This window comes from Croceitalea rosinachiae (assembly GCF_031846445.1).
GTDB classification, from domain to species: domain Bacteria; phylum Bacteroidota; class Bacteroidia; order Flavobacteriales; family Flavobacteriaceae; genus Croceitalea; species Croceitalea rosinachiae.
Genome location: NZ_JAVRHR010000002.1, coordinates 538,218 through 556,660, shown reverse-complemented (window position 1 = coordinate 556,660; position 18,443 = coordinate 538,218). Strand labels below are relative to the sequence as shown.

The following is an 18,443-nucleotide window of genomic DNA, read 5'->3' as shown; positions in this document are numbered from 1 at the left end:
GTCAGTTCGAGTGATTTTTTGATAAAAAATCGTATCGAGAACTGTTTTAGAAACTAAAATTCTTATTCTCGATACAAATTTTACGTACTACGATTGTAAAACCGACTCGAATTGACAACATTTTATCAAAGGTACAACGGGTGAATTAGAGCACGATACTGCTCATACTTTATAAGTATTACCCTTCTAAAATCTGAGCCGCGTGATTTTTTGTTTTAACCTTTGAAATAACACGTTCCACTACCCCATCATTGACTATAAAAGTAGTTCTGTGCAATCCGTCATATTCCCTGCCCATGAATTTTTTAGGTCCCCAAACACCAAAAGCATCAATTACGGTATGATCTTCGTCTGCCAGTAACGGAAATTGAAACTCGTATTTATTTCTAAAATTGGTCTGTTTTTTTTCTGAGTCTTCACTGACTCCCAATAAGTGATACCCTTGAGATTGTAATTCGGCATAATTATCTCTTAGATTGCAAGCCTCGGCAGTACAACCAGGTGTATTTGCTCTCGGATAAAAGAAAACAACCAACTTTTTACCGCCGTAATCAGAAAGATTAATAGTATTACCGTCTTGGTCTTTTGATGAAAATTCAGGTACTTTATCGCCTGCTTTCAATGTATTCATATCAAAAATATTTTGTTTAGACTATTTTTGATAAAATTAAACAAAAATGACCAAACAAGATAAAGTTGACTTCACAATTAAAACGTTAAAAGAGCTTTATCCCACTATTCCAATCCCATTACAACATAAAGACCCATATACCTTATTAATTGCTGTTTTGATGTCTGCGCAAAGTACTGATGTTCGCGTAAACCAAATCACACCCTTATTATTTGAAAGAGCAGACAACCCTTATGATATGGTTAAAATGACCGTTGAAGAAATTCGTGATATTATAAGACCTGTAGGGTTATCACCCATGAAATCAAAAGGAATTCATGGATTATCCCATATTTTAATTGATAAGTATGACGGAAAAGTACCAAAAGAGATTGCACTGTTGGAAGAATTGCCAGCCGTAGGTCATAAAACGGCAAGTGTGGTTGTTTCTCAAGCTTTCGGAATTCCTGCTTTTCCTGTAGACACACATATCCATCGTTTGATGTACCGATGGGGATTTACCAATGGAAAAAACGTGGTTCAAACTGAAAAAGATGCAAAACGATTGTTCCCAAAAGAAATCTGGAACGATTTACACCTTCAAATTATTTGGTATGGCCGTGAATACTCTCCTGCACGCGGCTGGAATTTAGAAAAAGACGTAATTACCAAAACAATTGGTCGAAAATCCGTGCTTAATGAGTATTATAAAACTAAAAAAACCGCTAAATAGCGGTTTTTTTAATCTTTAAAAGTTTGTGGCCTAATTTAAGACCGTTTCAAACTTCATATTGTTGTAATCAATGACTCTCATTGACTTCGAGAATCCTAGCAAAAACGAAATTGTCTCAGGTTTAGCCTTTGCGATTCTACAAACTTTTTGTTCTTCAGAGTAAATTTCTTCCATATTCTAGCATTAATGTTATGATAGGATAACGCCGCTAAAATGGAAATATTGCTCTGTTCGACCTAATGCAGATTAATTCGTTAAAACGATATTATGCTTGTCAACTATCTTTCTAAGGTTGATCAAGGCATAACGCATACGCCCCAAAGCCGTATTAATACTGACACCAGTATTCTCAGAAATTTCTTTGAAACTCATATCCTTATAGATACGCATCATTAAAACTTCACGTTGATCATCTGGCAACTCATCAATCAATAAGGTCAAATCACTATCAATTTGATTCTTAATCAATTGTTTTTCAGCGTTTAACTTGTCATCTTTGATTACCGAGAAAATATTGAAGTCATCACTGCCTTCAAACTTGGGCATTCTTTTATTCTTACGAAAATGGTCTATGATAAGGTTGTGCGCAATACGCATCACCCAAGGCAAGAACTTACCCTCTTCGCTGTAAGAACCACGTTTCAGGGTTTTGATGACCTTAATAAAAGTGTCTTGGAAGATATCTTCAGTAATATCTCTGTCAAGTACTTTCGAGTAAATAAAGCTAGAAATTCTTTGGTTGTGGCGGTTGATTAAAACCTCAAGGGCTTTTTCGTCTCCATCAATATAATTCCTGACCAATATCGAGTCTTCGATTTGTAGTTCCATACAAATTACTTTTTGGTTAAAATTAGAGCCAATCCACCAGGGGATGTGACTTTGAGTTATTAGTATAATTTTAAAAAAGTAATTATTTCTGTATAGGCCTATCAGGTTTTTAATTACAGCTCAAATATAGTCCAATGCAATAATCTTGAAAAAACTATGTTGTGAGATGCGGATTTAATGATGTCAACTGCTCCAAAAATAGACATTAACTCACTTGAATCGTATCTTTGAGCAAATTTTTTCGATGAATGACAGCTATTAAAGACGTAAATCCTAAGGAGAATATTATCATAAAAGGTGCCAAACTGCACAATCTTAAGAATATTGATGTTGTTATTCCAAGAAATAAGCTTGTGGTCATCACTGGATTGTCGGGTTCGGGAAAGTCAAGCTTGGCTTTTGACACCCTGTACGCCGAAGGACAACGCCGCTATGTTGAAAGTCTTTCTTCTTATGCCCGCCAGTTTTTAGGCAAACTGGATAAACCCAAAGTAGACTATATAAAAGGTATTGCCCCGGCCATTGCGATTGAGCAAAAGGTGAATTCTACCAATCCGCGTTCTACAGTAGGCACCACAACGGAAGTTTATGATTACCTGAAATTGTTATATGCAAGAATTGGTAAAACTATATCGCCCGTCTCTGGTAAAGAAGTCAAAAAAGATAGGGTGACCGATGTAATCGATTACGTAAAGACTTTTGAAGAAGGTACTAAACTCTTATTGCTTGCCCCGATTGTTATTAAGGAGGATAGGGATTCTCTAAAATCACTGGAACTTTTTTCAAAGCAAGGATACGCTAGAATTAAATATAATGGTGACGTACTCAGAATAGACCAAGTGCCAAACGATATTGGAAAAGAATTTGATTTGGTCGTAGACCGTATTGTGGTCAAAAATGATGAAGATTTTCTGAACCGTTTGGGTAATGCTGTGGACAATGCCCTATTTGAAGGTAAGGGCAGGTGCGCTATCGAAAATTTAGAAACCAAGACGCAACAAGTTTTCAGTAATCAGTTTGAATTAGATGGCATGAAGTTTTTAGAACCCAATGTGCATTTGTTCAGTTTTAACAATCCATATGGGGCCTGCCCTAAATGTGAAGGCTATGGTGATGTCATCGGTATCGATGGAGATTTGGTAGTGCCCAATACGGCACTATCCATATATGAAGAAGCAGTTTTCCCTTGGCGAGGCGAAAGCATGAGCTGGTACAAAGACCAATTGGTGAATTCAGCCTATAAATTTGATTTTCCAATTCATAAACCTTGGTTTGAGTTGTCTGATGAGCAAAAACAATTGGTCTGGGATGGCAACGAACACTTTATCGGTATCCATAAGTTCTTTGAGCAATTAGAAGAAAAGAGCTATAAAATTCAGAATCGGGTCATGCTTTCGCGCTACCGCGGAAAAACAAAGTGTTCCGTCTGCAAGGGCAAACGACTTCGTGTTGAGGCTGATTTTGTAAAAATGAATGGAAAATCCATTTCTGATATCATTGAATTGCCCATTAAAGATTTGGTCGTCTTTTTTGAGGAAATGCAACTTTCAGAACATGACCAGACCGTCGCCAAAAGGTTGCTAAAAGAAATTACGACACGTTTAGACTACCTCAGTAAGGTAGGATTGAGTTATTTGACCCTTAACCGTAAATCAAATTCTCTATCGGGTGGTGAAAGCCAACGTATCAATTTAGCCACCTCATTGGGCAGTAGCTTGGTTGGTTCTATGTATATTTTGGATGAACCCAGTATTGGTCTGCACCCAAAAGATACCGAGAATCTGATTGATGTTCTAAGATCCTTGAGGGATTTAGGCAATACCGTTATTGTAGTAGAACATGATGAAGATATTATGAAAGCTGCTGATGAAGTTATTGATATAGGCCCTGAAGCCGGAACCTTAGGAGGTGAAGTGGTTGCGACGGGAACGATGGATGCCATTCTAAAATCAGATTCCTTAACGGCATCGTACTTAAATGGCGCTATGGAAATTGAAGTACCCAAGGAACGTCGAAATTCTAAAAACTACATACAGATAGTTGGGGCGAGGGAAAATAATTTAAAGAATATCAATGTCACCTTTCCTTTGAATATGCTCACTGTGGTTACAGGAGTTTCTGGAAGCGGAAAAAGTACTTTGGTCAAAAAAATATTGTATCCCTCCATATTAAAAGAGTCTGGAGGTTATGGTGAAAAAGCAGGACAGTTTACCAAAATTAAAGGAAAGTACAGCCAAATACAGCATGTAGAATTTGTGGATCAAAACCCTATTGGTCGGTCTTCACGATCCAACCCCGTTACCTATATAAAAGCATATGATGATATTCGTGCCTTGTTTGCTTCCCAAAAATTAAGCAAGATACGTGGGTATCAAGCCAAGCACTTTTCTTTTAATGTGGATGGCGGCCGCTGTGAAAAGTGCAAGGGCGAAGGCGAGATTACTGTAGAAATGCAATTTATGGCTGATGTACATTTAGAATGCGACGTCTGTAACGGTAAACGCTTTAAAAAAGAAGTACTTGAGGTGCATTTTGAGGGTAAGAGCATCAACGATATTTTAATGTTGACCATTGATGATGCCATCACTCACTTTAAGACTTATAAACAAGATAAGATTGTCAACAAGTTACAGCCCCTGCAAGATGTTGGTTTGGGCTATGTTACCTTAGGGCAAAGCTCCTCTACCCTATCTGGTGGAGAAGCACAGCGTATTAAATTGGCTTCATTTTTAGTGAAAGGAAACACCAAAGAAAAAGCCTTGTTTATTTTTGACGAACCCACAACAGGACTTCATTTTCATGATATCAAAAAATTGTTGAAGTCATTTGATGAATTGCTCGCCAAAGGACATTCGATTGTGGTCATCGAGCATAATATAGAACTCATTAAATGCGCGGATTATATTATTGACCTAGGCCCAGAAGGTGGTGCAAATGGAGGACATTTATTGGCTGAAGGTACCCCTGAAGAAGTGGTTAAAAGTAAAGCTTCATTTACGGCGAGGTATTTGGCGGAGAAGATATAGTAAAAGGAAAAAGAGGTTTCCTTATCGGTTCGACTCGTATGATTTAGTTGTGGAATCAACCGCAGGATGATTCCTCTTACAAATCAGCTATTGATTAATACTTTTATTTTGAAGTGGCACAAAACTACAATGAATTATATCTGTTGTTGGGCAAAGGTTTTATTCCGTTTTGTCTTTTTCTGTTTTATTTCCTTCTTCGAGTAAATACTTCTTGTTTTGGTCTAAAAGAAGTTGTCTGTTAGAATAGTCTCTACTTTCAAGCATGATCTGTTTGGTCACAGTATTTTTTAGAATTATATTTTCCGTTTGATCGATAATACCATTACTAATTACTTTTGCAGTTTCAGCATCAATAATTCCTTTGTCTTTAGCATCTTTTATTTTTTCGAGTACAGTAAGCGAATTTTCAACTCCTTTTAATCTTTGACCATGTCTATACGATTTGTTATTTGCAATTATATCCCAAAACTCTTTTAATATTTGTGCAATAAGATTTGCTGCCTTCTTAGGTATTTTCAAAATCAGGTTGATATCACTTCCACTGTCTACCATTGAAATTGAAGGATGACTATCAAATTTTTCATCTTCAACTTTATCGTAGAGAAAATATATGATTTCAATTAATTTTTCTAAAGATGAAATAATGTCTTGAAATTTATTCAACGCAATATTTTTCTCATCTACAATCTGCAAAATTAAATTTCCATTATTCTGAGCTCCCTTGATGTCAAAGTCATTATTGTCATCAAAAATATCCTTCGAACTCATTAATAAATTATCAATTAAGTCGAAAGTCGAAATCAACGATTTATGGAAAGAATAGAAATCGTTCAAAGTCATATTCGAAAAATAAGTTGATCTACTACTGTTTCCAGCAGTAGAAATCATTGAAACAAGACGTGAAAAATAATTTGTTTCATACATTTTGACCGCTTCAAATTGTTCAAATACTTTTTCTTTTTCAGGGTCAGTAGCGGCCTGGTCAAAACCTCCTTTTGAATCAACGACAAGTTTTAAGAGACTACTTTTTTCAATATTGCTATTGTCGAGAAAAGCAACTATTTCCTTGCTCATTAAGCGTTTTATAATTTCATTTAAGTTATTTCTTAATTCTAATTTCTGCATATTATTTCAAATTGTGCCTAATACATAGCTAATCGGAGTTTCAATTTCATTGTAGCCATTGATAACGAATTTCGTAGAAAATTCATACAAAAGTCAGTATAAAACCTGTAGAGTTCTCAAATAGTTTTTAACAGTTAGATTTCTCACACTCCTTTTAGTCGGTTCAAAATGACTAATTCGTGCTAAAAGTCATTTCGATACGAGTAAAGCAATTGAGAAATCTCAACAACAATTTTATCCCTATAATTTCGTAGCTTGTTTCACAGAAAATAACAATCACTTTTATGTATACCAAAAAGACCTATACCGCCTTTCAAATGGCCATTTGGACCCGCTTTGAAACCCTATTATTTCTTGTAATCATTCTTGCAGTGGTAGCTGCTTATTATTTTCTTGATTTGGCTTGGTTAAAAATTCCATGGACTCCCCTAGCCCTTATTGGTACCGCAGTTGCCTTTGTAATCGGTTTTCAGAACAACTCTGCTTACGGTCGTATTTGGGAAGCACGCAAGATTTGGGGCGGCATTGTAAATACCTCTCGCACTTTTGGCATGTTCGTTCAAGACATGCTGACCAATGAGCATACCGAAAAACCATTATCAGAAAAAGTTTTAAATGATGAAGTAAAGGAACTAACGTATCGTCATATCGCTTGGATGACCGCTTTGCGCCATGCCATGCGTGCCTCAAAACCTTGGGAAACTACAATGGGTCACAGAACCAACAGAGAATGGGATGCACGACCCCCCGAACATGATTCTGATTTGGCACAAGACCTAGAGCCCTATCTTACAAAAGATGATTTAGAGGATATTTTAAAAAAAGACAACAAACAAACGGCATTACTCTACCAACAGTCGCACCATCTTAGAAAGTTAAAAGAACAAAGTGTCATTTGGGAGTTTTCATTTTTACAGTTAGAATCCGTTTTAGAAGAGCTATTTACCTTACAAGGTAAAAGTGAGCGTATCAAAAACTTTCCGTACCCACGTCATTTCGCAACCTTAAACCATTATTTTATGTGGGTGTTCGTACTCTTATTGCCTTTGGCCTTAGTGCCACAATTTGGAGAAATTGGTAAAGAAATTGCAACAACAAACCCTTTAATCGGTAATTTGTTTGTTTGGCTAAGCGTGCCCTTTTATGTTATTGTTGCATGGATTTTTCATACCATGGAACGCATAGGGCGAACAGGTGAAAATCCTTTTGAAGGCACCGCAAATGATGTCCCTATTTCTACCATCGCCCGTGGAATTGAAATTGATCTCCGTCAGAATTTAGGGGAAGAAAAAGATGCCATTCCTGGTCAATTTCCAATGAAACATCATGTTCAATTTTAATCGTTAAGTCAATGAAAGTTTCTGAACCACCAGTTATAGTTGAACAACTTTTTAAAACCACAAGAGAAAACGTATGGAACGCATTGACCCAACTTGATGAAATGCGGCAATGGTTCTTTCCTAATATTGAAGCTTTTGAGGCCAAACCAGGTTTTAAAACCGATTTCACGGTAAAATCAGAAGAGCGCATATTTCCACACCTTTGGGAGGTTTTAGAAGTGATACCCCATCATAAAATGGTACAAGAATGGAAATATGGTGGTTATGATGGACTTTGCACCATAACCTTTGAATTATATAAGGATGCTGAAAACACCCTATTAAAGGTGACAGCTACAGTGCTTGAAGACTTTCCTGATGATATTCCAGAGTTTAAAAGAGAAAGTTGCGTTGTTGGTTGGAAGTACTTTATCAATGAAAGTTTAAAAGACTATATTGAAAATGAATTGCAATAAGGTTTAGAGCAGAAGTATGGGCAAAGAACCTATTCCAATAAAATTTCAAAATAAGAACAATCCGAAAGCCGGCTTTGATATTATCTTATTGGAAGATTTACTGGCCAGAACAGATTTAGATCACTCCCTTGAAGAAATTCAAAAGGTCGAGTTCTTTATTTTAATCTTGGTGACAAAAGGAAATGGCAAACATTCCATCGATTTTAAGGAATATAAAACCCAAAAAGGCACTTTACTCACCATAAGAAAAGACCAAATTCAAAAATTTCATATTTCGAAAGGACTCAAAGGAAAAGTGTTGTTGTTTACCAATGAATTTTTGGTCAGTTATTTAGAAAAGCAAGAAACCCAAAAGACCTTACAACTTTTTAATGAACTTTTGGGAGAACCTAAATTAGAACTCCCAGCAAAAATTCTTGAGAAAACGATTACACAGATTCAGAGAATCGAGCACGAGTATTTTGACGTTAATGATAAACATAGTTTGGGTATTATTAGAAGCGAATTACAAATATTAATTGCCAATCTTTTTCGTCTAAAATCCAGATACGACACTCCACTCTTCCATTATAAAAGATTAAATGATTTTATCAGGTTTCAAAATGAGGTAGAAGCCAATATTAATACCCTTCAAAAGGTATCTGATTATAGCGATTTATTAGGGTTGAGCAGCAAAACTTTGAACAAGATTACTAAAACGGTTATACATAAAACAGCAAAAGCATTTTTAGATGAAACCCACCTGAAACAAATAAAAAGGCAACTCATTAATTCTAAAGATTCTATAAAAAGAGTGGCTTTGACCACAGGTTTTGAGGAAACGTCTAATTTTTATAAGTTTTTTAAGCGGCATACCGGACTCACCCCAGAACAATTTAGAAGTACCTATAATTAATTTCCCTTTTTTATAGTCTTTCGCCTTTTATATATACCTGAAGTCTTCAGAGTTTCTTAGAATTTTGCTTTACCTAAAAAGATATACTAATGAAACAGCTATTATTAAGCTTATGTATTATAAGCATAAGTCTTGTTGGATGTAAGGAAACTAAAAAGACATCTGATGAAACCACCTTAGAACAAGAATCAGAGATACAGCAAGAAACCACTATACAATTATCAAACAAAGAGAAGGCTATTGCCGTGATTGAAAGTTTAGAGAACGGTAATCCCGAAGCCATGGCTTACATCAATCCAAATAAATACATTCAACACAATTTGGCTGTTGGTGATGGTTTGGAAGGCTTTGGTGCAGTAATGAAGAATGCGCCAGAAGGCGGTTTCAAAGCCAAAGTAATTCGAGCCTTGGAAGATGGGGATTATGTGGTATTGCATACACAATATGATTTCTTTGGTCCCAAGGTCGGTTTTGATGTTTTCCGCTTTGAAGAGGGATTAATTGTAGAACATTGGGACAATCTTGCAGCTATTACCCCAGTTAACCCGAGCGGACGAACACAGTTGGATGGTGAAATAGCCATTACTGATATAGAAAAGACCGAAGAAAACAAAGCAATGGTCAAAAGCTTTGTAACTGATGTTCTGATGAATGGCGAAGGTCATAAAACAACCAACTATATCAGTGCAACGGAATACCTACAGCATAATTCAGCAGTTGCCGATGGTTTAGATGGTTTAGGAGCAGCACTTAACTATTTCGCAGAGAATGGTTTGGTAATGGAATATGATACGGTACATAAAATCTTGGGTGAGGGCAACTTTGTTTTAACCATCAGTGAAGGTAAATTTGGTAAAGGTGACCATACGTCTTACTACGATTTGTTTAGGGTTAAAGATGGGTTAGTTGTGGAACATTGGGATGTTATTGAGACTATTTTGCCTGAGGCCGATAGAAAGAATGAAAATGGAAAATTCGGGTTCTAAATTGCCTTTTGAACTTTTGTTAAAAAGCCACTTGTAAAAAACACAAGCGGCTTTTTATTTTTTATTTAATTGAATATCAATATTTTAAAATTTAAAATATTTTTTGGCACGCTGTTTGGTATATACTAATCGGAAAGTAAATAGTTACTTCCAGAACTTAAAACCTTATAGTATGAAAAAGTTAGTACTTATTATTGCAGCGGTCTTTTTTGGCACAGCCATGACCAATGCAGAAACGCTAGAAGATAAGGTTGTTGTTAATACATTTCGTAACAGTAACTCCTTCATCTTCGCAGAAAACGGGGTAACCTTCTCAGTATATCCTGATGGTGAATTTGATTTCTTTATTAATAATCAAGTGAACGTTGGTGTTGGTGCAAGAGTTGGTAATGTTGGATTAACATTTAATTCTGGATTCAATTATAACCCTTTTGTTCAGTATGATGATTACGGAGCCATAATACAAGTTGAAAACGTACCTGTATTCTATGATTATTATGGTCGTGTTTCGCAAATTGGAGGTGTAGATGTATGGTATAGAAACGGATTGGTGAGACGTGTTGGTGGATTGAACGTTTTTTATAACGGTGGCGTATTCAGTCACTATACCGGATTCGTTAATGTTTATAACAGAAACTTTATCTATAGACCTCATTTTAGATGGTTTGCCAGACCAGCAATTGGGTTCTGTAATGTATGGACCACACCTTATAGAAGATGGTATAACCCAGTTCGTTACTCATGGTATAGACCTTATAGAAATAATGTAAGACGTGCCTATGTTAACCGAGGTAGGGAGTATAGATACAATAGAACGCGAAGAGCGAACATCTATAGAAACGATAACCGTGTTGCGGTCCGTGAAAATAGAGGTAGAAGAAATACTACCCTAAGAAATGATAGAGCTGTAGCTTCTAGAAACGTTGGTAGAAACAATAACAATGTGCGAAGAAATTCAAATGTTGGCAGAACCTCGAACAACAGAAGCACTACGGTTAGGAATAACAATGCTCGAAGAAGCAATACCGTAGCATCTCGTTCAACTAGAAAAAACTCTGTTGCAACACGCTCAAATAGAGGGAACAGTGTTACCCAAAGAAGTGTAACCCGTACTCCAAGAAGTACTACGGTCACCAAAAGGGAAGTAACCAGAACACCTCAAAAGCGAACGGTAAGTAGAACAAGTACTACTTATAAAAAGCCGCAGAGCCGAAGTGTTGCTAGCAACAGAAGTTCTCAAAATAGAACGAAAAGTGTACAGAGAAGTACACCTCAAAGAAGAACAGTAAGCAGAAGTACTTCAAACAACAGAAGTAGTTCAGCCACTTCAAGAACAACAAGAAGTTCTAGAAGACAGTAAAAATAGACCCTACATTAACGCGTAGGGTACCAAAGGAAGTTTTTAGGTTGGTTAGTTGTTACCCCGTAGTTGGATTTATCCGCTACGGGGTTTTTATTTAATCAAAAAAGAGGATAAAATTTTTCAACCTGTTTCGTCGGATGCCCTTCTTCGTTTCTACTAATCATAAAAGAACCGCCCCAAACGGTATCTGGATATTCCATAATTTGTTTAGTAATCTGTTTAATCGATGTAACGGTATTATTATCTATTGCCTCTGATATCGGCATCCATTTGACTTCGTCCATCCAATTCGGCGCTTTGAGTTCACCACTAACATATTGGGCTACAAAATAACTGCGCAATGTTGCAAATGGATGGTATTCGTATTTATAACTAAAATATCCGTGCAGCTTTAAATCGGTTATTTTAATACCATAATCTTCAGCTAGATTTTCCATACTTTCTTTTAAGAACTCACGTTTGGAGTAGCTAACAGAAGGCGGTGCCCAAACATAGTCTTCACGAGCCATCAGCATTTCATTTTTATCATTAATAATGATTAAGCGTTGCATGGTAAAATTGTGCGTTGGATCTCGATGTATGTTTTCGTCTTTATCTGTATTCCCAGCTATGGTCTGAGCAAAATTTTTGTTGGTAAAAACAACCAACACCAATAAAAAATAAAAAATTCTTGTTTTCATCATTTTGTTTTTTTGTTTGCTCAAATTTGAAATAATCACATTGTACTTTCTATCAAATTCATGAATCTGAAAAACTAAAAATGAAATTAAAGGAGTTATTATTTATTTTTCTGAAAAGCTAAAGGAGTCAGCCCCGTAATTTTTTTAAAAGCAGTATTAAATGAGGAGATACTATTAAACCCTGAATCATATGCTATACTTGCAATAGTCAAATTATGATGAGATTCTGATTTTAGAAGTCTTTTGGCTTCCTCTATTCGATATTCTAAAATGAATTGAGAATAGTTTACTTTTTCAATTTGATTGATGGCTTGGGAAAGTTCTTTTGCAGACACATTAACCTCTTCACTCAAAAGTGCCAATGAAAGTTCAGGGTTCAAATACAATCGTCTTTTTGAAAACTGGTATCTAATTAACTGTACTATTTGCATGGCTTCTTTAGAACCCAAAGTTGATTTTTCATATTTTTCAACTTGAACTCTGAATAAGATTGGGTTATTCAGCGCGCGAAGGGAATAGAAAATTATAAGTGCAGAAAAGAAAAACGACAATCCAATATAAAACGGAAAAATACCTTCAGAAATCAAAAAGTAAAATAATACAAACAACAAGTTTGAGCCTAAGAAATAACTCAACCAAACCTGCTTAACTTTATGATGTTTTGAACGTTCTAAAGACCTATTTCTAATGAACCATACCATGCTAAAAAAGCAATAAATAAATATGTGTATGGTAATAGAATTATAAAATAGGGCAAAAATTAATGAATAGTTTTCTGGTCCATTATTAGGAATAAACCAACAAATAGGCAACAATACCAAAAAAATGGCATAGTGCAGGTAATCCACTTTTTTTAATAAAGCCTTGTATTTAATAGTATATTTTACATACAACCAAATGGAAGGTCCTACACAAAATAATATGGTCAAGAAAAAATTACGGATCTGTCCATCTATTGTATAGAAATAATGGAAGACAGATTTTCCTATTCTTAAACTAAATGTCAATAAGTAAATGGCCAAAAAAAGGTTTGCCTTTGGTAACCTTTTGCAATTTATAAGTAAGTAAACAGCAAAAAAGATACCCAGAATTACCCCTATGGAACCAAGTAAGATTTCTATTTGTTGTAGAATTTCACTTTCCATTTCAAAAAATAACTTCTATTCTAATTAATCACCTATATGACGGCTAGTCATCAAAAAATCAAACATTACTTCGAAAACTGAACTTATTTAGTTCTTCTTAAAAGCTTTGCAATCAATATGGAAACGTCTTCTGAAATCTGAAATCTATGGAGTACCCCCAAATAAATCAGTAGGACAAATATTGACTTTAGTGCAATACTCAATAAAGGATGTAAACTCAAAGTCAAATAACTAAATAAGAAACCCAATAGTAATAGTAAGCCAAATACCTTTAATGTTGAATTGGAATAAGGTAGCATCCCGAATTTTAGTTTTACAAAAATCATTTTTATGCTATTGAATAAAAATATGGCAATAAAACTAGCTAAGGCTGCACCTTCAATCCCTAATAAGGGAATCAACCAAAGGTTTAACAAAATAGTTGTCAACGCAAAGCATATTCCAAACAACAGTACGGTTTTATAATATTTAGAGTAATACAAAACAGCATTAATATTGCCTAAAAAGGAATCAAAAACTTTGACCATTCCTATTATAAAAACAATGGTAAAACCATCTCTATACGCCTCCGGAATCATCAGATATAAATCGTCGATGTTCACAATAATTAAAATGAACAATAGCCCAGACGCAATTAATGAAGTCAACGATGTCTTCTTATAAAGGTTTTCTAGCTCAAAAAGATTGCCTTGATTTAAGTACTCCGCAGTCATAGGGTAGGTAATCTGGTTCATCGCGCGATTCGGAACACTTATCACAGTGGCTATGTAGACGGCCACCCCATAATATGCAACGTTTTCAATAGAAATAAACTGATTGATCATAAATTTATCTATCTCCATTAAAATAAGGGCAACCGAACCACCCAACACCATGAGCATACCATATTGTAAAATAACTTTGGATTCTTTGGGAAAGCTGAAGTTTAGCTTTGGCCTTCGAAGGCTAAAGGCATAGAGTTTCATTAGTATTGTTCGCAGAAGGTAAACCGCAACCAATGCCTTAAAAAAGAAAGCCAATGAGATGCTATCAAAATAGAGTAAAATCAGCAAAACTGTAATACATAATCGGGCAAAAACCTCTTTCATAAAGTTACCGAATACGGATTTCAAATGCACTTTACTCCAAGCAAAAAAGACCTCAAAATAGGCCATGGCCAAGCCTACCAGAAAAAAATACCAAACATAATCGGTTACTATAGCATTCTTTTGTGAAAGAAAAGCAGCTATGTCATCATAAAAAGCCCATGTGATACCAACAGCAGGAATCAAAACCAATAATGGTGATACTATAACTAGCGTTAAAAAGGCATTTTTTGAACCCTCCTCTTGGGCACTGTAGAATTTAACAAGTGTATTGTGTGCACCAAATGCAAAGAGGGGCATCAGAATAGCACCTGTTGCTAAAATGAAGGTAACCAGTCCATAATACTCAGGCTGTAAAATGTTCGTATAAAGAAAAAGTGTATTTACAGCGCCAAAAGTAAAACCAATAAAAGTGATGATAGTGTTTTGAAAAGACTGTTTTAAGACGATTCCCATGTGATGGCGTTGGCTAATTTTTTCGTCAGTTCACGACGACTGTATTTTTCAATTCCAATAGCGTTAGAAAATAGCTCTCCTTTTTGAAAAGCCTCGAACCACTCTAAAAGTACATTTTTTAAGTCAGATTTGTCATCCATAGTGAAGGTCGACCCTGATTTGGTTTTGTCCACCATCGAACTAGCTTCCCAATTTTTAGGTCCCAATGCCAATATAGGTCTGCGAGCGTTTAAATACTCAAAAAGCTTACCAGGAATAATCCCTTTAGTTTCTTCTGAATCAATTTCGAGTAGCAACAATACTTGGGACTTAGCTTGAAAAGTCAAAATTTCGGAGTGCGAAACATACCCCAAATCGGTAAAATGATTCGCTAACTGGTGCTTAGTCAAAGATTCTTTGACCCCATCTCCTACCACACCAATTAATTGGATAGCCAACTTTTTCTTGAAATCTGAATTCTCATCACATAACTCTTGCAGAACTTGCCATAAAACTGTTGGATTTCTATCTGTAAGGAGCGAACCTATATGCGAAATAGTAAATTTTTCATCTAGTTTGGTAGAAATTTTGTCACCATCAAAACCATTCGTAATTACCTCAACGGGCTTTGAAGTCAATTTTTCAAATTCTGTTCTCGTTGTATTACTTGTTACAACTACTTGATCGGCACTATTTAAAACTTGCTTTTCTAAAAACTTGTGCTTTTGTCTTGAGGCTTTAGTCAGTTTTAACTTTTTATGATAGCCTATGGAAGTCCACGGGTCTCTAAAATCAGCTATCCATTGTAAGTCAAATTTAACCTTTAGTTGCAATCCAATTAAGTGAACACTATGTGGTGGTCCAGTAGTTATAATAGTTTGAATCTTTTCTTCAGTAACCAATTTTGAGATTGCGTTAACTGATGGTTTAACCCAATACTTACGGGCGTCAGGAATAAAAAAATTGCCTCTAATCCAAAGCAGGCCTCGTTCCAAGAGCGACTGTTTTTGATGTTTTTGAATGATACCTGAACTGATTCGCTTAGTTTTTTTTCTTGAAAAAAATGAGGCTAATCCATAGGGCTCAAATATGCGTTGTTTGATCACCCGAATATGACCAGAAATTTCTTCTTCCAATGATTTATCAAGAATAGGATAGTTTGGGTTTTCAGGAACAAAAACAATAGGCTCAATATCAAATTCAGGTAAGTACTTTACAAACTTTAACCATCGTTGCACACCAGGACCGCCCGCAGGTGGCCAATAATAGCAAACAATGAGTACCTTTCGCATTAGTCCTTTTTCTTAGGTTTTCGAAAGGTAAAGGCTATTCCTGCCAAGAACAGTAATCCCAATAAAATATTGCTTGCCAGCGCGATTGTACTCCCCGTTTGAACCACTTCAGGTTCAAAAGAAAAAACAATCTCATGTTCGCCAGCTGGAACTTGCATTCCTCTTAGAGCATAATTTACATTGATATGTGACTTTTCTATTCCATCGATAGTGACTGTCCAGCCGTTTGGGTAATGCATTTCTGAAAATACAGCAAAACCAGCATATTTATTAGCAGCTATATACTTCAAATAATTTGGACGGTAATCTACTAACTGAATAGTGGCCAAAGAATCTAAATCGTATGACAAATTGGTTAAAGTCGGAAACTTTTGCCTATTAATAACTGCATCCGTTTTGGTGTTCAAAGTGTCCAATGCTTTGATTTCTTCGTCAGCATTATTTACTGGGGTAAGGTTTTGTACAAACCAAGCATTGCCATTGGCATCTTCGTTCAAACCTGGAAAACTTTTTCCTTCTTCATCTTGCTGAACGATATATTTTACATTGAGCATATTCAATACTTGAAGATTGTTCTTGTAAAGGTGAAACTCAACCAAATCTTGCATCTTTCGTGGTTTGGCCGCATGATAGCCCCCTAAGGACTTATGAAAATACGATACCCTAGAACCATTTAGACCCTCTTGCGGGTCAAAAACGCGATACACAGATTGGTCCCTTAATATTTCTTGATCTACAGCCGTAGGCTGAAAAGGCTGCTCCACAGCTCGCTGACGAACAAAATCATCACCATTCACATATCTTAGATTCACACCCACCAAATCAATGACCAATAAAAGTCCTATTAAAATGAATGCCAAGTTTTTCTTTACTTTCTCTTTCAAAACTAAAAATAGCGCACCAGCGCAGAGCAGAACATAAATTAAGGACCTTAAGGTGTCACTGACATAAACCGCTTCACGATCACTTCGAAGAATCTCTAGAGCAGCATCACCAAAATACCCTCTAAATCGTTCATCAGTCGCCCCTTCAAAATCAAAGAAACCTTTCATTAAGAAAATTGCAATAGCCAAACCTGCAGTCACAAAAACACTAAGTTTTAAGGCATTTAGTTTTACTTTTTGATCAATAGATTTTCTAAAGACTTCCTTTAATCCTAAAATTGCTAAAATGGGTACACAAAGCTCCAAAACAACTTGAATGGAGGATACTGCCCTGAATTTATTGTAAAGTGGAAAATAATCAATCATAAAATTGGTTAGTATGGGGAAGTTCTTTCCCCATGAAAGCAATAATGAAAGTATAACCCCACTTAATAACCACCATTTTTTCTTTCCCTTGACCAAAAACAAGGAGAGTATAAACAAAAAGAAAATTACTGCACCTAAATATGCAGGCCCAGCTACAATGGGTTGTTTCCCCCAATACAGATATAAGCCAGAAATATCAATTGCTTGCGAAGGTGGTACACCTTGATCTATAAAATATTGATATACTTTAGAATCCTTTCCTAAATCCTCTTTGCCTGAACCACCAAAAAAACGTGGTACAAATAAGTCTAAAGATTCAACAATCCCATAACTGTATTGGGTGATATATTCCTTATCCAATCCATTTCCGATTTCCTTTGGCGTACCATCAGAATCTATGGTCAATTCTGATTTTCCACGAGTACTCCAATCGGCATATTCTTTTGTGGCCATGAGTCCTGTTGCGTTTGTTGCTATGGAAAGTATAACTGCAACCAATAACAACCCTACAGAGCCAAAATAATGTTTCAGCTCCTTATTCCTAATTGCATAAATCAGGTATACTATGCCCAAAATCAATACCAATAACATAAAATAATAGGTCATTTGATAATGATTTGCACTTATCTCCAAGGCCATCGAGATTGCGGTGAGTAGAAAGCCCAAAAGATATTTTTTTCGAAAAACTAGAATAATTCCACCTAATACCATTGGTAAATAAGCTAGAGCATGAGCCTTGGCATTGTGACCAACCCCGAGAATAATTATTAAATAGGTTGAAAAACCGAAGCCTAATGCGCCCAGTATGGCCAGTCGATAATCAACTTTCATACAAAGCATGAGTATATAAAATCCTATAAAATAAAGGAAAAGATAATCTGCGGGTCTTGGTAAAAATCGAATCAAACGATCTAGCTTCTTTACGTAATCATGTGGATAATTCGCTCCTAATTGATAGGTAGGCATACCACCAAAAGCACCATTCGTCCAATACGATTCAATTCCTGTGGTTTCTTTATAATCATTACGCTCTTTGGCCATCCCCTTATACTGCGCAATATCTGATTGATAAATTGCTTTGCCTTGAAGTACTGGATAAAAATAGGCCAACGACGCAATGACAAAAAAACCTAGAACTAATAAATGGGTGATAATCGCCTTTGCAGAAAGCTTCATAGAATGTTATTGAGGACTC

15 protein-coding genes are annotated in these 18,443 nt (G+C 35.8%); 7 read left to right on the top strand and 8 right to left on the bottom strand.

Annotated elements, in window-relative coordinates:
* Positions 1-178: 178 nt before the first annotated feature.
* On the bottom strand, positions 179-631 hold the full coding sequence (gene bcp, locus RM706_RS10260) for a thioredoxin-dependent thiol peroxidase (RefSeq protein WP_311351086.1): 453 nt from the start codon (positions 629-631) through the stop codon (positions 179-181).
* 46 nt (positions 632-677) lie between these two features.
* Here bcp and RM706_RS10255 point away from each other — a divergent pair, with 46 nt between their 5' ends.
* Positions 678-1,343, top strand: coding sequence for an endonuclease III domain-containing protein (locus RM706_RS10255; protein ID WP_311351084.1), 666 nt, complete (start codon positions 678-680; stop codon positions 1,341-1,343).
* Positions 1,344-1,589: 246 nt separating this feature from the next.
* On the opposite strand, the gene RM706_RS10250 is transcribed toward RM706_RS10255, so the two are convergent.
* On the bottom strand, positions 1,590-2,171 hold the full coding sequence (locus tag RM706_RS10250; protein WP_311351082.1) for an RNA polymerase sigma factor: 582 nt from the start codon (positions 2,169-2,171) through the stop codon (positions 1,590-1,592).
* A gap of 248 nt (positions 2,172-2,419) precedes the next feature.
* On the opposite strand from RM706_RS10250, the gene uvrA reads away from it, so the two are divergent.
* Positions 2,420-5,197: an excinuclease ABC subunit UvrA gene (gene uvrA / locus RM706_RS10245; protein ID WP_311351080.1), complete on the top strand. Its 2,778-nt coding sequence runs from the start codon at positions 2,420-2,422 to the stop codon at positions 5,195-5,197.
* Between the two features lie 159 nt (positions 5,198-5,356).
* Here the strand turns inward: uvrA and RM706_RS10240 are convergent, their stop codons facing one another.
* Complete coding sequence (locus tag RM706_RS10240; RefSeq protein WP_311351077.1) at positions 5,357-6,322, bottom strand: hypothetical protein; 966 nt, start codon at positions 6,320-6,322, stop codon at positions 5,357-5,359.
* Between the two features lie 284 nt (positions 6,323-6,606).
* Between RM706_RS10240 and RM706_RS10235 the strand changes: the two genes are divergently transcribed.
* From RM706_RS10235 to RM706_RS10215, 5 genes are all read left to right on the top strand, one after another.
* Entirely contained in the window at positions 6,607-7,662 is a 1,056-nt protein-coding gene (locus RM706_RS10235) for a bestrophin family protein (protein WP_311351076.1), read from the top strand.
* 11 nt (positions 7,663-7,673) lie between these two features.
* Positions 7,674-8,117, top strand: a complete 444-nt coding sequence (locus RM706_RS10230; protein ID WP_311351074.1) for an SRPBCC family protein — start codon at positions 7,674-7,676, stop codon at positions 8,115-8,117.
* Between the two features lie 16 nt (positions 8,118-8,133).
* Positions 8,134-9,012 (top strand): helix-turn-helix domain-containing protein, encoded by an 879-nt coding sequence (locus RM706_RS10225; RefSeq protein WP_311351072.1) that lies wholly within the window; start codon positions 8,134-8,136, stop codon positions 9,010-9,012.
* 89 nt (positions 9,013-9,101) lie between these two features.
* Positions 9,102-9,998, top strand: a complete 897-nt coding sequence (locus RM706_RS10220; RefSeq protein WP_311351070.1) for a nuclear transport factor 2 family protein — start codon at positions 9,102-9,104, stop codon at positions 9,996-9,998.
* A gap of 172 nt (positions 9,999-10,170) precedes the next feature.
* Positions 10,171-11,358 (top strand): hypothetical protein, encoded by a 1,188-nt coding sequence (locus RM706_RS10215; RefSeq protein WP_311351068.1) that lies wholly within the window; start codon positions 10,171-10,173, stop codon positions 11,356-11,358.
* A 101-nt stretch (positions 11,359-11,459) separates the two neighbouring features.
* Here the strand turns inward: RM706_RS10215 and RM706_RS10210 are convergent, their stop codons facing one another.
* From RM706_RS10210 to RM706_RS10190, 5 genes are all read right to left on the bottom strand, one after another.
* Entirely contained in the window at positions 11,460-12,041 is a 582-nt protein-coding gene (locus tag RM706_RS10210) for an NUDIX hydrolase (RefSeq protein WP_311351066.1), read from the bottom strand.
* A 98-nt stretch (positions 12,042-12,139) separates the two neighbouring features.
* Positions 12,140-13,186, bottom strand: coding sequence for a helix-turn-helix domain-containing protein (locus tag RM706_RS10205; protein ID WP_311351064.1), 1,047 nt, complete (start codon positions 13,184-13,186; stop codon positions 12,140-12,142).
* A gap of 83 nt (positions 13,187-13,269) precedes the next feature.
* Entirely contained in the window at positions 13,270-14,727 is a 1,458-nt protein-coding gene (locus tag RM706_RS10200) for a lipopolysaccharide biosynthesis protein (protein WP_311351063.1), read from the bottom strand.
* Positions 14,712-15,998 (bottom strand): glycosyltransferase family 4 protein, encoded by a 1,287-nt coding sequence (locus RM706_RS10195; protein ID WP_311351060.1) that lies wholly within the window; start codon positions 15,996-15,998, stop codon positions 14,712-14,714. The genes RM706_RS10200 and RM706_RS10195 overlap by 16 nt, the downstream gene beginning before the upstream one ends.
* Positions 15,998-18,424, bottom strand: a complete 2,427-nt coding sequence (locus tag RM706_RS10190; RefSeq protein ID WP_311351058.1) for a hypothetical protein — start codon at positions 18,422-18,424, stop codon at positions 15,998-16,000. Before RM706_RS10190 ends, RM706_RS10195 begins: the two co-directional genes overlap by 1 nt.
* Positions 18,425-18,443 lie beyond the last annotated feature (19 nt).